A 14,111-nucleotide genomic window follows, 5' to 3' on the forward strand; every position below is an offset into this window, starting at 1 on the left:
GCATTTTATAGCCGGATGGAAACATCCGGCGTCGCAGAAAAGCAGCAATGCTCCAGCCAACCGGGCGGCGGGGGGACTTATCTCCGCTGCCTGTCCTTTCTGGTTCGCCGGATGCTCGCCCTTGCCTATGCCGCAGCCTGATCCTGCATGATCGCCGCGATGCGCGCGGCGGTGCGGGCAACGCCTTCCTCGATGCGGCCGGCGGGGATCGAGGAATAGCCCATGCGGAAGAAGCGGCACGGGCCGTCCATGTCGGGGAAGAAGGGCGAGCCGGTTTCGATCAGCACGCCGTCCTGCCGCAGCTCGTTCATCAGCCGGTCGGCGTCCAGCCCCTGCGGTCCCTCGATCCAGAAGGAGGTGCCGCCGAAATCGGAAGCGCCGGCGATCTTGAGCCGGTGCCGCTCCAGCGCCGCCGCCATCACCTCATGGCGCTTGCGGTATTCGAGCCGCATCCGGCGGATCACCGCATCGTAATGGCCGAGCGCCAGGAAGTAGGACACCGTGCGTTGCAGATGGCCCGGCGGATGGCGCAGCATCAGCGCGCGCAAAGCCCGCGCCTCGCGGATCACCGGCGCGGGCGCCGCCAGATAGCCGAGCCTCAGCCCCGGAAACAGCGATTTCGAGAAGGAGCCGACATAAAGCACGCGCCCGTTGCGGTCGAGCGACTTGAGCGCCGGCGAAGGCGGCTTCAAAAAGCTCATCTCGAATTCGTAATCGTCTTCCACGATGATGAAGTCGCGCTTTTCGGCTTCGGCCAGAAGGTCGAGCCGGCGCTCCATCGGCATGGTGGCGGCGGTCGGCGAATGGTGGCTCGGGGTGACGAACACCACGTCCGGCTTTGCCGGCAAAAGATCCAGCCGTAGCCCGCCCTCGTCGACATCGACGGCAATGACGTCGGCGCCGCTCAGATGCAGCGCCGCACTCAGATCGGGATGGCAGGGATTTTCGCACACCGCCACCGATCCCGGCTTGAGCATCAGCTGGATGGCCAGCCACAGCGCATTCTGGGCGCCCACCGTCACCAGTATCTCGTCGGGGCTGGCCTTGATGCCGCGGTTCGGCAGCGAGCGGCTGCATATGTAGTTGACCAGCTGCACATCGTCGGCGGCGGCGAAATCGCCGGCCATCAGCTCGAAATCCTCGCGCGCCAGCGCGCGCCGCGCGCAATCGCGCCATGCCGAGAGGTCGAACAGCGTCGGGTCCATCTGGCCGTAGAGGAAGGGGAAGGGAAAGCGGTGCCAGTCCAGCGGCTTGCGGATGGGCTTGGCGATTGAGAAGCTGGCCTTGATCTTGGCCGGCCAGTTGACGGAGCTTTCGGCGGCCGCACTCTCGCCGGAACCGGGGCCTGCCTGCGGCGAGCTGTCGGCAACGAAATAGGCGCTGCGGCCCCTCGCTTCCAGATAGCCCTGCGAGGCCAGCTCCTGATAGGCCAGCGTGACCGTGATGCGCGAGATGTTGAGGTAATCGGCCAGCTTGCGCGTCGAGGGCAGGCGCGCGCCCGGCACCAGCCGGCCCGACAGCACCGCCGAAACCAGCGTCTCGCGGATCTGGTTCTGCAACCCGGACCGCGACTTGCGGTCGATGAAGAAAATCGTCTCGGATACGATCTGCTGGCTCAATGCTTGTCTCCCCCAATTGGACTCATTGAAGTTCCCATTTGGATATAAGGCAAGGGCCATTCCTCCCGTAGCATCACCTCATTCGCAAAAGTGAACACGGGAAGCGGCTGCGATCATTTCCGTCCCGGACGGATGGTTCCGGCAGCTTCCGCCAACAGCAATGACGGGCGTTCCGCGCCCGCACGATGACGCATGGGCTGCGGCAGGAAAAGCACTGCCCGGCCGGGAGGAACCGACATGACCACCCCGCAACTCACCGCAGCCGATCTCGCGGCGCTGTTCGATGCCTTCAACCGGCACGACATCGACGGGATCATGGCCTGGTTCGCGCCCGACTGCGTGTTCGACACCATCGGCGGCGCTGAGGCCTGGGGCACGCGCATCGAGGGCGCGCCGGCCATCGCGGCGGCGTTTTCGGGCGTATGGGCGGCGATGAAGGATGCGCGCTGGGACCATCACAGCCACTTCGTCCATGGCGACCGCGCCGTTTCGGAATGGACCTTCAGCGGCACCAACGAAGACGGCAGCCGCGTCGAGGCTGAGGGCTGCGACCTGTTCACGCTGCGCGACGGCAGGATCGTGAGGAAGCAGGCCTTCCGCAAGCAGCGGCCGCTCATCGCCGCGTGAAAGCAAGCCCGTCCGGGCGCAGGATTTTCAGCCATGCAGCATCAGGCAATCGAAAGCGGGCAAGCCCGCAAGCCCTATGATCCCACCTACGACCCGGTCGTGGCGCCCGATCCCGGCCATGGCCGCGACTATGCGCCGACTTACTGGATCGGCACGGCGGGCTCGCCGCCGGCCGATGACGGGCCGGTGCGGGCCGACATCGATGCCGATGTCGTGGTGGTGGGCTCGGGCTATACGGGGCTTTCCTGCGCCATTCATCTGGCCCGCGAGCACGGCATAAAGGCCACCGTTCTGGAAGCGAACGGGGTGGCGTGGGGCTGTTCCACCCGCAATGGCGGGCAGGCGCAGATTTCGGCAGGCCGCCTCAAGCGCTCGCAGTGGATCGAGCGCTGGGGCGTGGATGTCGCGAAGAAACTGCACCGGGAGATCGCCGAGGGCTTCGACCTGTTCCGCGCCCTGATCGCCGAGCCGGAGATCGACTGCCTGCCTCAGGATGGCGGCCATCTCTACATCGCCCATCGCGACAAGATGATGCCGGGACTGGAGAAGGAATCGAAGCTGCTCAACGAGGTGTTCGGCTATCCAACCCGCATTCTCGGCCGCGACGAGGTCCACCGCGATTTCGTGCGCGACGCGGAAGCGCGGGGCGCGATGTACGAGCCGGACGGAATGGGCGTTCATGCGGGCAAGCTCGCCTTCGGCTACCTGAAGCTCGCCCGTAAGCTGGGCGCGAAGGTTCATACCGACAGCCCGGTCATCGGCTACAGCCGGCGGGACGGTTTTCATTATCTGGCGACGCCCGGCGGCACGGTGCGCGCCCGCGCCGTCGCCTTCGCCACCGCCGGCTACACCTCGCCCGGCCTGCATCCGCTGACGAAGCACCGGCTGATGCCGGTCCTGTCCAACTCCATCGTCACAAGGCCGCTCAGCGAGCAGGAAGTCGACGCGCTGAATTTCCGCACGAAGATCCCGCTCACCGACACGCGCACGCTGCGCCACTATTACCGGCTGATGCCCGACAACCGCTTCCAGATCGGCTCGCGCAGCGCCATCACCGGGGCGGATGCGACCAACCAAAAACACCTCGACCTGCTGCTGGCCGGCATGGCGCGAAAATTCCCGTCGCTGAAGGGCATCGAGGTCGAGTATTCATGGTGGGGCTGGGTCGATGTCAGCCACGACATGATGCCGCGCATCGCGCAGCCCGATCCGGCGCAAAGCCTGTTCTACGCCATGGGCTATGGCGGCAACGGGGTGATGTATTCGGCGCAGGCCGGCCGCCGGCTGGCGCAGATGGTCGCCGGCAAGGGGGAAGGGCTGGACCTGCCTATCTTCACCTCGGCGCTGCCCCATCACGGGCTGCTGACGCCGTTCCGGCGCATGGGCCAGCGCGCCCTCTACCACTGGTATCACCTGCGCGACGAATTGCTGTGAGCGTTGCTTCAGCCAGCGGCGCCTCCCGCGCCCAACAATGACATGAAAGGGAACACGACAATGAAGATGACGACCGAAGAAGCCTTCGTGAAGGTTTTGCAGATGCATGGCATCGAACATGCGTTCGGGATCATCGGCTCCGCCATGATGCCGGTTTCGGACCTGTTTCCGAAGGCCGGCATCAGCTTCTGGGATTGCGCGCACGAGACCAATGCAGGCCTGATCGCTGACGGCTATGCGCGCGCCACGGGCAAGATGGCGATGGCCATCGCCCAGAACGGACCGGGCGTCACCGGTTTCGTCACGGCGGTCAAGACCGCCTACTGGAACCACACGCCGATGGTGCTGGTGACGCCGCAGGCGGCCAACCGCACCATGGGTCAGGGCGGCTTTCAGGAAGTGCCGCAGATGGCGCTGTTCGAGGACATGGTCTGCTATCAGGAAGAGGTGCGCGATCCCGCCCGCATTCCAGAGGTGCTCAACCGGGTGATCGAGAAGGCATGGCGCGGCTCCGCGCCCGCCCAGATCAACATTCCGCGCGATTACTGGACCCATGTCATCGACGTGGACCTGCCGCAGATCGTTCGGCTGGAGCGTCCGGCGGGCGGCCGGGAAGCGATCGCCGAGGCGGCGAAGCTTCTGTCGTCGGCGAAATTCCCGGTCATCCTCAACGGGGCCGGCGTGGTCATCGGCGGGGCGATCGCGGATTCCGTCGCCCTTGCCGAGCGCCTCGATGCGCCGGTGTGCTGCGGCTACCAGCATAACGACGCCTTCCCCGGCGACCACCGCCTTGCCGTCGGCCCGCTCGGCTATAACGGCTCGAAGGCGGCGATGGAGCTGATCTCGAAGGCCGACGTGGTGCTGGCGCTCGGCACCCGCCTCAACCCGTTCTCGACCCTGCCCGGCTACGGCATCGACTACTGGCCGAAGGAGGCGCAGATCATTCAGGTCGACATCAATCCCGATCGCATCGGCCTGACCAAGAAGATCAGCGTCGGCATCTGCGGCGATGCCAGACAGGTGGCGCGCCAGATCCTCGATCAGCTTTCGCCTTCGGCCGGCGACGATGGCCGCGAGGCGCGCAAGGCGTCCATCCACCAGACCCGCTCGGCATGGCTCCAGCTGCTCTCCTCCATGGACCATGAGGACGACGATCCGGGCACCAGCTGGAACGAGGAAGCGCGGGTGCGCGATGCGGGGCTGATGTCGCCGCGTCAGGCATGGCGGGCCATTCAGGCCGGCATGCCGGCAAACGCCATCATGTCCACCGACATCGGCAACAACTGCGCCATCGGCAATGCCTATCCCTCCTTCGGCGAGGGGCGCAAATATCTCGCGCCGGGCATGTTCGGTCCCTGCGGCTATGCCTTCCCGTCGATCATCGGGGCCAAGATCGGCTGTCCGGACGTGCCGGTGGTGGGCTTTGCCGGCGACGGCGCCTTCGGCATCTCCATGAACGAGATGACCTCGATCGGCCGTGACGAATGGCCGGCGATCACCATGGTGGTGTTCCGCAACTACCAGTGGGGTGCCGAAAAGCGCAACACCACGCTCTGGTACGACAACAACTTCGTCGGCACCGAGCTGAACCGCAACTTCAGCTACGCGAAGGTGGCGGAGGCCTGCGGCTTCAAAGGCGTGATGGCCGATACGCCGCAGAAGGTGACGGAAGCGATCCGCGCCGCCTGCGAGGCGCAGGCCAAAGGCGTCACCACCTTCATCGAGGTGGTGCTCAATCAGGAGCTGGGCGAGCCCTTCCGCCGAGACGCCATGAAGAAGCCGGTGTCTGTGGCCGGCGTCGACAAGGCCGACATGCAGGCCCAGCAGCCCGTCTGAGGCAATACGGCCAGCGCCTCGCCCGCAGGGGCGGGGCCGGCCATCATCGGTGATGCGGAACGGGGAGGAGGCAGGACCATGAGCATCGCGCCGGCGCAAGGACGCCTCCGGAGCCTGCCCCCGGCGTTCGGCAGAGTGTGGCCCGGCGTGGCCGTGGTCGTGGCCGTCGCCATCGCGGCCCAGTTCCTGTCGGATCACTACGGCGCGCCGGCCATGCTGATGGCGCTGCTGCTCGGCATCGCCTTCCACTTTCTGTCGGAAGAGGGGCGCTGCGGACCGGGCATCGAACTGTGCGCGCGCACCGTGCTGCGGCTCGGCGTGGCGCTGCTCGGCATGCGCATCAGCGTCGAGCTTCTGCTGGGGCTGGGAGCCGGCACCATCCTGCTTCTGGTGCTGGCGATCGCGGCGACGGTCGGCTTCGGGTTGGCCGCAGCCCGGCTTCTGGGGCGCGGCTGGCGGCTGGCGCTGCTGACCAGCGGAGCGGTGGCGATCTGCGGCGCGTCCGCCGCCATGGCCATTGCCGCCGTGCTGCCGAAGAACGAATTCTCCGAGCGTAACCTGATCTTCACCGTGCTGTCGGTGACGGTGCTGTCCACGGTCGCCATGATCTTCTATCCGATCCTGGCCCAGTCGCTCGGCCTCGACGCGCGCGCCACCGGCATCTTTTTCGGTGGCACCATCCACGATGTGGCGCAGGTGGTGGGGGCAGGCTTTTCCGTATCGCCGGAAGCGGGCGACACGGCGACGCTGGTCAAGCTCATCCGCGTCACCATGCTGGCCCCGGTGGTGATCGTGTTCGCGCTCGCCACCCGCAATGTCGGGCAAGGGATGGACATGGCCACGCAGAACGCTTCCGGCAAGCCCGTCCGCCCGCCGCTGCTGCCCGGCTTCGTGCTGGCCTTTCTGGCGCTGGCGGCGCTCAACTCTCTCGGCTTCGTTCCCGAGGCCGTTTCCGGGCCCGCTTCCGATCTGTCGCGCTGGGCCCTGCTTGCCGGAATCGTCGCTGTGGGCATGAAGACCTCGCTCGGCCGCGTGCTGGAGGTGGGTGGTGACGCGGTGGCGCTGATCGTCGCCGAGACCCTGTTCATCGGCCTCTTCATCCTCGCCGGCATCTATTATCTGGGACATGTGTGATGAAGCCGCTTGAACGCATCGTCGAGGCCGCGAAACGGGCGCGCAGGCGCATCGTGCTCTCCGAGGGCGAGGACCCGCGCATCGCCGCGGCCGCCGTTCGCGCCGTGAATGACGGCATCGCCGACATCGTGCTTATCGGCGCGCGGGCGCAGGTCGAGGCGCAACTCGCCGCCTGCGGGGCCGACCCCGCCCGCTTCCGCATTGAGGATCCCGAAACCTCCACGCTGACACAGCCCCTCGCCGCAAGCTGGCATGACCTGCGCAGGGCCAAGGGCGTCGATGCGCAGGCGGCCCTGCACGCGCTGCGCTCGCCCCTGCTGTTCGCCGCGATGATGGTGCGCGAGGGCGAGGCCGACGGCACGGTGGGCGGGGCCGTCGCCACCACCGCCGATACGGTGCGTGCCGCCCTGCAGGCCATCGGCCGCGCGCCGGGCGTCGCCATCGTCTCCTCCTTCTTCCTGATGATGTTGTGCCAGCCGCACCATCAGAAGAAGGGCGCGTTCGTGTTCGCCGATTGCGGGCTGGTCGTCGACCCGGATGCCGCCGCCCTTGCCGACATCGCGCTGGCCTCCGCCCGCTCCTGCGAGGCGCTGACGGGCGAGACGGCGCGCGTCGCCATGCTGTCCTTCTCGACCGGCGGCAGCGCCGCCCATGAGCGGGTGTCGAAGGTGGTGGAGGCGACGCGGCTTGCCCGCGCCGCAGCACCCGATCTTCTCATCGACGGCGAGTTGCAGTTCGACGCCGCCTTCGTCGAAGCGGTCAGCGCCGCCAAGGCCCCAAACTCCGCCCTGCACGGGCAGGCCAACGTCTTCGTGTTTCCCAATCTGGACGCCGCCAATATCGGCTACAAGATCGCCCAGCGCATCGGCGGGGCCGAAGCCATTGGGCCCGTTCTTCAGGGGCTGGCCAAACCCGCCAACGACCTCTCAAGGGGTTGCAGCGCCGACGACGCCTACAACATGATCGCAGTCACCAGCGTGCAGGCTTCGCAGGCTGAAATGAGGACGTAGCGCTACCCCTGATAGCTCCCGAACCTTACCCTCCCCACAAAGGGCCACAAGGGGAGTGGACCGCCGGCATCCCGCAATCCCCCCTATCCCATGTGGGCAGGGGTTCGGGTGCTTCAGGCGCAGACGTGAGCGATCCGATCCCGGCGGGAAATGTGCTGACCGCTCAGGCGGCGGAAGACAGCCGCACCCATTCGGCGCAGCCATGCAGGGCGCTGGCGTCGTCGCTGAGCAGATGGATGGAAAACTGCTCCATCAGCTCGGCCATGCGGCCCTTGGCGGTGAAGGCGCGCAGAAATGCCGGCTCGCTTTCGAGCAGGGGGCCGAGCGCCCGCGTCACGCCGCCGGAAAGATAGATGCCGTCATAGGGCAGATAAGCCAGCGCCAGATCGCCGGCGACGCGGCCCAGCAGATGCATGAACATCTGCGCCGCTTCCCCGCAGAGCGCATCGCTGCGCTCCACCGCCCGGCTGGAAATCTCGGCACCATGGCTGAAGCGCGCCTCGGCGCCGTGGCGCGCGCACACCCAGTTGTAGATCGCCACCAGCCCGTTGCCGGAAAGGGCGCGCTCCACCGAGGCGCGGCCATTGATGCGCGACAGGGCCTGTTGCAGCGCGAACTCGTCTTCGCCGGCCAGCGCCAGCGTCATGTGCCCGCATTCGGCCGCCACCACATGCGGCGCACCGCCGAAGCGCGACGGGCACCATGCGGCGGCGTTGAAGCCGGTGCCGGCCCCCATCACCAGACGCGGCGCGCCCTCGTTCGCGCCCGCCCCTTTCGTCAGGCCCCCGTTCAGGCCCCGGGTCAGGCCCCCGGTCAGGCAGGTCGTTTCCAGCCGTGCGGCCTGTCCGAGCGAAAAGCCCAGCGCCTCGAAATCGTTGATGAAGCCCACACGCGCCGCTCCGCAGGTGGCGAGCACCTGGCTGCGGGAAATGGTCCAGTCGCGATTGGTCAGCGTCGCGCCCTCGGCCGTCGCCACCGAGGCCAGCGCGATGCACACCGTATCCACCGCAGCCAGACCGGTGCGCGCCAGATAGGCCGTCGCGACCGCGTAGAAATCGGAAAAATCGTCGTTCCGGTAGATGGCCACGCTGTCGGCCAGAAGCAGGCCGTGGCGCACCAGCCCCATGCGCGTGTTGGTGCCGCCGACGTCACAGGCAAGTGCGTTCATGATGCGTCGGTTACCCTGTTTTTGTGAAAATGGACCGGATGAAGCTGATTTTGGCGGGAAGATAACTACCGCGTATAAATTGTAAAGTTCAATTTGTATTTTTATATGCTAAGGCTCGCTCAGCTGGAATGTTCGTGGTGGCGCCGTCTTTGGTCAAATCTGGCCGGATTGCACAGCGCGAATTCAAATTGTATTCCGCCCTGAGCCGCCTTTATCGGCGAATCGACGGCGCAATCGACAGGTCGAGGCACGAGCATTGCGAGCCGCATCCGGAAATGTAGTCCTGAATGAACTGCGCGAGCTGATCGCGCGCCTCGATGACGGCGCGCGGCTGCCTACCGTGCGCGAGCTGATGCGCACCCATCGCGTGAGCCAGGCCACGGTGCAGGAAGCGCTGGGGCAGTTGCGCGAGGCGGGTCTGCTCACCTCGCAGGTCGGTCGCGGCACCTATGTGGTGAAGAACGGCGCCCATGTGGTCGGGGACGACGGCCCGCGTGGCGACCGGCTGGAAAGCCTGCTGATCCTGTCCAACGCCAGCCTCAACGAGCGTTGCATGCTGGTGCAGAACCATATCGTGGAAGAGCTGTCGCGCACCGGCAGCAAGGTGGTGCAGATCTCCTACCACAATACGGGGCATCTGCTGGAGATCCTCACCTCGATCCCCAATTTCGACGCGGCCATCCTGCAATCGCATTATGAAAGCATCCCGATCCGGCTGCTGAGCCTCCTGCAGGGCAAGGCGCGCGCGCTGGTGGTCGACGGCCACACCGTTTCCGGCGTCGACATCGATCGTGTCGGCACCGACTGGGAGGATGCGCTGGACATGGCGATGGCGCATCTGGCCGGCCTCGGGCATCGCTCGGTGGCGCTGGTGTCGCTGGATTCCATGGCCCAGCCGATCCTCACCGTACGCCGCGCCTTCGATCGCGCCGGGCGCGAGAACGGCCAGTGGCGGGACATGCGCACCATCATGCTGGGCGGCGTCCACAATCCAACCCATTCGGTGGGCGAGGCGCTGCGCAGGGCGCTGTCGGGGCTGATGGATGGCGAAGGCCGCTTGCCCTTCAGCGCCATGATCACGCTCGGCCTCTCCGATTCCTTCGGCATCCGGCATTGTCTGGATGGTCTGGGCATTGACTGGCCGCGCGATCTGGCCGTCTTCATCCTCGGCCATCACGACGTGCCGACCGAGCATTTCGGCACCATGAGCATCGCCGGCAGCTCCTATCTCGAAGGCGCCCGCCGCCTCGTGGAAGTCATCCGCCGCCGCCTCGAAACCCCCGAAACGCCCCCGCAGATCGTCTATCTCGAATGCGCCCAGACGATCCGCGAGAGCACGGGAGAGCGGGTGGCAGAGCGGGTTTCGTGAGCCTTCGAGCCTGTGGCGAGCCCCGCATTTCGTGGGCCGCCTATGGCAGCTGCCGCCCCTCATTGCGATCGTTCGTTACGACTTCACCAACGCCTGAAAGTGGCAGTCTCTGGCGCAACCTATCTGCCGCCGCTTTTCTCTGTTCGGCGGAAGGCGCGCGGGCTCAACCCGATGGCGCTGCGAAACATGTAGGTGAAGGCGCTTGGCGACTGGTAGCCCAGATCGAGCGCTACCGAGCTGATTTTCTTGCCGGCGGCAAGCTGGGAGACGGCGTGAAGAATGCGGATTTGCCGCAACCAGCGCGAAGGCGGCATTCCTGTTTCGGTTATGAAAAGCCGCTCGATCGTCTTGCGGCTGGCCGAAGCGCCAACGAGCCATTCGTCGACAGAAGCAATCGAGCCCGGATCATCCAGCGCGGCGTGCGCGAGGCCGGAAATGCGCTTGTCCCGCGGCATCGCAACTGAAAGCGGGATGTCTCTGGCAGCCACAATTTCATGAAAGAGCAGCTCGTACAAAGCGGCCTCATGCGGCTTTGCGAGGCCGGAGGACTCGCTGTCCGGGACAACGCCCATCAGGGCCTGAAGAAGCGGCGTCATGTGAACGATGCGAGGCTCCGTTCCGAGCCTCGCTGCCTCTGCGCGGTTCACGTCGACATAGATGATCTCGTTGCTCGACACATAGCGGAGCCAGTGTTCGACATCGGGCGGTATCCACACGGCCATGGCCGGATTGAGGAGGAGAACCCGGTCGCGCGTGCCAACATACATCGATCCGCGAATGGCAGAAAAGAACTGGCCGAAATCGTGTGTATGCCAGCCGAGGTCCCGACCCGCCTCCTGGCTTTCAATGTCGCGAAGATATCGGGGCCGTATTGCACCGGGCATCGTGGCGGAACCCAATGTCGGTTTGACGAAATCCCGATATAAATAGATCAATCATCGACAGAAAGACAGAGCGCTATCCCTTATTCTGGCTGTGCATCTGGACAGCGAAGGGCAGTGCCAGCCATGGTCGCAACGACAACACGCCAGAACGCGGCGCCGGATTGGGCCGCTATCGTGATCGTCATATTGAGCGTGACCGCCTTTGCAGTCGCTCAGGGCCTCACCTTTCCGCTCATTTCCCTTGCGCTTGAAGCAAGGGGCGTGGCCGGACGTCTGATTGGTCTGAACGCCGCCACTTACGCCGCCGGCGCGATAGTATCTGTTCTGACAATAGACCGGCTCACCGCAAGGGTTCGGGGAAACCGCCTGATCGTCGCGGCCTTGTTCGGCTGCTCTATCGGCCTTGCGGCGTTCGCGATGACTGACAGTTTGCCGATCTGGTTCATTGCCCGTTTCGCCATCGGCTTTTGTGCGAGCCTGATCTCGATCCTGCTGTCCCGACAAGCGTCGGCCTGGGCCTGCTTGCGTTCACGATACTGGTCCTGTTCAAGCGCCCATGATGTGCCGACCGAGCATTTCGGCACCATGAGCATCGCCGGAAGCTCCTATCTCTAAAGCGCCCGCCGCCTCGTGGAAGTCATCCGCCGCCTCCTCGAAACCCCGAAACGCCCCCGCAGATCGTCTATCTCGAATGCGCCCAGACGATCCGCGAGAGCACGGGCGCGCGGGTGAGCGCAGCGGGCGTAACGAGTGTGAACGCGCCGCCAGTCCTTGAGGCGGGCGAAGAGGTTCTCGATCTTGTGTCGTTGGCGATAGAGGGCCTTGTCGTAGGGAATTTTGATCTTGCGATTAGCGCGCAGCGGGATGCAGGCGGCGATGCTTCGCTGGGCCAAGGTGTGTCGGAACCAGTCGGCGTCATAGGCTCTGTAGGCCAGCAGTTACTTGGCTCCCGGCAAGCCGTCGATCATGAGGGTGGCGCCCTTGTAGTCGCTCATTTTCCCTTCAGAGAGCAGTATCAGCATGGGACGTCCCTGCCCGTCGCAGACGGCGTGCAGCTTGGAGTTCAGGCCCCCTTTGGTACGCCCGAAACGTCGGGGGAACATCCCCCTTTTTTTAGAAGGCTCGCCGCCGTCCGGTGGGCCTTCAAATGGGGCGCATCGATCATGATCTGATCGGGCTCCCCGGCCTGACCGGCCAACTCCGCGAAGATGCGGTTGAACACCTAGCCTCCGCTTATGTAGCTTCGTTCTGGCCGCCCGCAACCGATCCGAAATACCCTCCCCGATACAACTTCTCCCCTTCCCCACTGTGCACAAACGCTGCTCCCTGCGATTCCACGCTTGCGCTCGCCAATATGTATGATACGCTACAATACATATTGAACTTCATCCGGCCGGGGCATTGCCCGGGGCCGGGCCTGACAGCCGGGGGAGGCTGCGGGGTGAAGGCGGAGGAATGCATGATCGGTGAACGCCTGCCGGAAAGACTGTCGCCGCTGGCCACGCGGTTCGGCCTGCGGCCGTGGTATGGCGACATCCATAATCATTGCGGCATTTCCTACGGTCATGGCTCGCTGGAAGAGGCGCTGCGCCGCGCGCGCCGGCAGCTCGATTTCGTTTCCGTCACCGGCCACGCCTACTGGCCCGACATGCCGGTCGACGATCCGCGCGTCGCCCATATCGTCGATTTTCACGTCAAAGGGTTCGCGCGGCTGCAGACCTTGTGGGCCGGTCACTTCGACCAGCTCGCGGCGGCCGACGAGCCGGGCGTATTCACCGTATTTCCCGGCTACGAGATACATTCCTTCGCCCATGGCGATTACACCATCGTCTATCGCGACATTGCCGGCCAGCCGCTGATCGAGGCCGAGACGCCGGCCGAACTGCATGCAAAGCTGCGCGCCGAGGTTGGCGACGGGGCTTTCGCCTTCCCGCATCACATCGGCTATCGGCTGGGCGCACGCGGCGTGAACTGGGATACGGTGGTGCCGGACCTGTCGCCGGTCATGGAAATCGTCTCCATGCATGGCTGCTCCGAAACCTCGATGATGGACCGGCCTTTCCTGCATTCCATGGGTCCGAGCGACGGGTTCTCGACCGCGCGCCACGGCCTGTCGCTTGGCCATCGCTTCGGTTTCCTCGGCAATACCGATCATCACAGCGGCTATCCGGGTTCCTACGGCCATGGCCGCTCGGCGGTCTATGCAGCGCAAAACTCCCATGAAAGCCTGTGGGATGGCATTCACCGGCGGCGCACCAATGCGCTGACCGGCGATTGCAGCCATCTGTTCTTCGCCATCGGCGATACGGTGCAGGGCGGGCAGATCGCCGCCGGTGGGCCGGCGGAGCTGGAGCTGGAAGCCGTCGGCGGCAGTTTTATCGACAGCATCGATATTGTCCGCAATGGCGATCTGGTCTCGCGCATCACGCCCGAGCTTTCTCCCTCCCCTATCGAGGCGGAGGGTGACGACATGGAAACGCTGCTGGTTCTGGAGCTTGGCTGGGGCGCGCGCGGTTCCTTCCATGACTGGACCGGCACGCTGGAGCTGAGCGGCGGCGAGATCCTGTCGGTCGAGCCGCGCCTGCGCGGTTCGGAAGTGGTGTCGCCGCTGGAAGGCGATGGCGACGAAGAGGACCGCACCCGCATCGGGCTGGAGGGCAACCAAATCGCGTTTTCGCTGCGCTCGATGGGCAATCCCAACAATTTCACCTCTGCCACGCAGGCGATCGCCGCGCGCATCCGCATCCGGCCGGAGGCTGAGGTGCGGCTCACGCTTGACGGGCAGGTTTTTGAGGCGAGCGCGGAGCGTCTTTTGCAGGGCGCGCTGTCGGGAAATCTGGGGCCGATCGACAGCCCCGCGTTCCGGCTGCACCCGCTTCCGCGCCCGCATCAGTGGCAGTGGCGCGGCACGGTCGGCATCGAGCCGCTCAGGCGCGGCGAATGGATTTATGCCCGCATGCGGCAGGCAAACGGACAGTGGAACTGGGCAAGCCCTATTTTCTGCGAATGAGGGCGATAGAGGCAAAGACA

12 protein-coding genes are annotated in these 14,111 nt (G+C 65.4%); 8 read left to right on the forward strand and 4 right to left on the reverse strand.

The features are described 5' to 3' along the window. Positions 1-125: 125 nt before the first annotated feature. Positions 126-1,619, reverse strand: coding sequence for a PLP-dependent aminotransferase family protein (locus tag MIC97_RS19325; protein WP_239801610.1), 1,494 nt, complete (start codon positions 1,617-1,619; stop codon positions 126-128). Between the two features lie 237 nt (positions 1,620-1,856). On the opposite strand from MIC97_RS19325, the gene MIC97_RS19330 reads away from it, so the two are divergent. From MIC97_RS19330 to pta, 5 genes are all read left to right on the forward strand, one after another. Beyond that, the gene (locus MIC97_RS19330; protein ID WP_239801611.1) at positions 1,857-2,246 is read left to right on the forward strand and encodes a nuclear transport factor 2 family protein; all 390 of its coding nucleotides are present in this window, start codon (positions 1,857-1,859) and stop codon (positions 2,244-2,246) included. A 33-nt stretch (positions 2,247-2,279) separates the two neighbouring features. Beyond that, positions 2,280-3,680 (forward strand): FAD-binding oxidoreductase, encoded by a 1,401-nt coding sequence (locus MIC97_RS19335; RefSeq protein ID WP_239801612.1) that lies wholly within the window; start codon positions 2,280-2,282, stop codon positions 3,678-3,680. Between the two features lie 60 nt (positions 3,681-3,740). Then, the gene (gene xsc / locus MIC97_RS19340; RefSeq protein ID WP_239801613.1) at positions 3,741-5,516 is read left to right on the forward strand and encodes a sulfoacetaldehyde acetyltransferase; all 1,776 of its coding nucleotides are present in this window, start codon (positions 3,741-3,743) and stop codon (positions 5,514-5,516) included. Positions 5,517-5,594: 78 nt separating this feature from the next. Continuing rightward, positions 5,595-6,650, forward strand: coding sequence for a YeiH family protein (locus MIC97_RS19345; protein ID WP_239801614.1), 1,056 nt, complete (start codon positions 5,595-5,597; stop codon positions 6,648-6,650). Then, a complete protein-coding gene (gene pta, locus MIC97_RS19350) occupies positions 6,650-7,660 on the forward strand; it encodes a phosphate acetyltransferase (RefSeq protein ID WP_239801615.1) in 1,011 nt (336 codons plus the stop codon). The genes MIC97_RS19345 and pta overlap by 1 nt, the downstream gene beginning before the upstream one ends. 163 nt (positions 7,661-7,823) lie before the next feature. Here the strand turns inward: pta and MIC97_RS19355 are convergent, their stop codons facing one another. Beyond that, complete coding sequence (locus tag MIC97_RS19355) at positions 7,824-8,828, reverse strand: glucokinase (protein ID WP_239801616.1); 1,005 nt, start codon at positions 8,826-8,828, stop codon at positions 7,824-7,826. A 256-nt stretch (positions 8,829-9,084) separates the two neighbouring features. On the opposite strand from MIC97_RS19355, the gene MIC97_RS19360 reads away from it, so the two are divergent. Continuing rightward, the gene (locus MIC97_RS19360; RefSeq protein WP_239801617.1) at positions 9,085-10,197 is read left to right on the forward strand and encodes a GntR family transcriptional regulator; all 1,113 of its coding nucleotides are present in this window, start codon (positions 9,085-9,087) and stop codon (positions 10,195-10,197) included. A 119-nt stretch (positions 10,198-10,316) separates the two neighbouring features. Here MIC97_RS19360 and MIC97_RS19365 read toward each other — a convergent pair whose 3' ends face one another. Then, positions 10,317-11,081 carry a helix-turn-helix transcriptional regulator gene (locus tag MIC97_RS19365; RefSeq protein WP_239801618.1) on the reverse strand — a complete coding sequence of 255 codons (765 nt, stop codon included), beginning with the start codon at positions 11,079-11,081 and terminating at the stop codon, positions 10,317-10,319. Between the two features lie 123 nt (positions 11,082-11,204). Between MIC97_RS19365 and MIC97_RS19370 the strand changes: the two genes are divergently transcribed. Continuing rightward, positions 11,205-11,696: a hypothetical protein gene (locus tag MIC97_RS19370; RefSeq protein WP_239801619.1), complete on the forward strand. Its 492-nt coding sequence runs from the start codon at positions 11,205-11,207 to the stop codon at positions 11,694-11,696. A gap of 323 nt (positions 11,697-12,019) precedes the next feature. Here the strand turns inward: MIC97_RS19370 and MIC97_RS19375 are convergent, their stop codons facing one another. Beyond that, positions 12,020-12,184 carry a hypothetical protein gene (locus MIC97_RS19375; RefSeq protein WP_239801620.1) on the reverse strand — a complete coding sequence of 55 codons (165 nt, stop codon included), beginning with the start codon at positions 12,182-12,184 and terminating at the stop codon, positions 12,020-12,022. Between the two features lie 356 nt (positions 12,185-12,540). Here MIC97_RS19375 and MIC97_RS19380 point away from each other — a divergent pair, with 356 nt between their 5' ends. Beyond that, entirely contained in the window at positions 12,541-14,091 is a 1,551-nt protein-coding gene (locus MIC97_RS19380; protein WP_239801621.1) for a hypothetical protein, read from the forward strand. The last annotated feature ends 20 nt before the right edge of the window (positions 14,092-14,111 follow it).

Source organism: Aquamicrobium sp. NLF2-7 (assembly GCF_022359935.1).
GTDB classification, from domain to species: domain Bacteria; phylum Pseudomonadota; class Alphaproteobacteria; order Rhizobiales; family Rhizobiaceae; genus Mesorhizobium; species Mesorhizobium lusatiense.

Bases quoted from the DNA above. Each gene is read 5' to 3' on its own strand.
- MIC97_RS19330 (WP_239801611.1), top strand. From the start codon at position 1,857: ATGACCACCCCGCAACTCACCGCAGCCGATCTCGCGGCGCTGTTCGAT.
- MIC97_RS19335 (WP_239801612.1), top strand. From the start codon at position 2,280: ATGCAGCATCAGGCAATCGAAAGCGGGCAAGCCCGCAAGCCCTATGAT.
- xsc (WP_239801613.1), top strand. From the start codon at position 3,741: ATGAAGATGACGACCGAAGAAGCCTTCGTGAAGGTTTTGCAGATGCAT.
- MIC97_RS19345 (WP_239801614.1), top strand. From the start codon at position 5,595: ATGAGCATCGCGCCGGCGCAAGGACGCCTCCGGAGCCTGCCCCCGGCG.
- pta (WP_239801615.1), top strand. From the start codon at position 6,650: ATGAAGCCGCTTGAACGCATCGTCGAGGCCGCGAAACGGGCGCGCAGG.
- MIC97_RS19355 (WP_239801616.1), bottom strand. From the start codon at position 8,828: ATGAACGCACTTGCCTGTGACGTCGGCGGCACCAACACGCGCATGGGG.
- MIC97_RS19365 (WP_239801618.1), bottom strand. From the start codon at position 11,081: ATGCCCGGTGCAATACGGCCCCGATATCTTCGCGACATTGAAAGCCAG.
- MIC97_RS19370 (WP_239801619.1), top strand. From the start codon at position 11,205: ATGGTCGCAACGACAACACGCCAGAACGCGGCGCCGGATTGGGCCGCT.
- MIC97_RS19375 (WP_239801620.1), bottom strand. From the start codon at position 12,184: ATGTTCCCCCGACGTTTCGGGCGTACCAAAGGGGGCCTGAACTCCAAG.
- MIC97_RS19380 (WP_239801621.1), top strand. From the start codon at position 12,541: ATGATCGGTGAACGCCTGCCGGAAAGACTGTCGCCGCTGGCCACGCGG.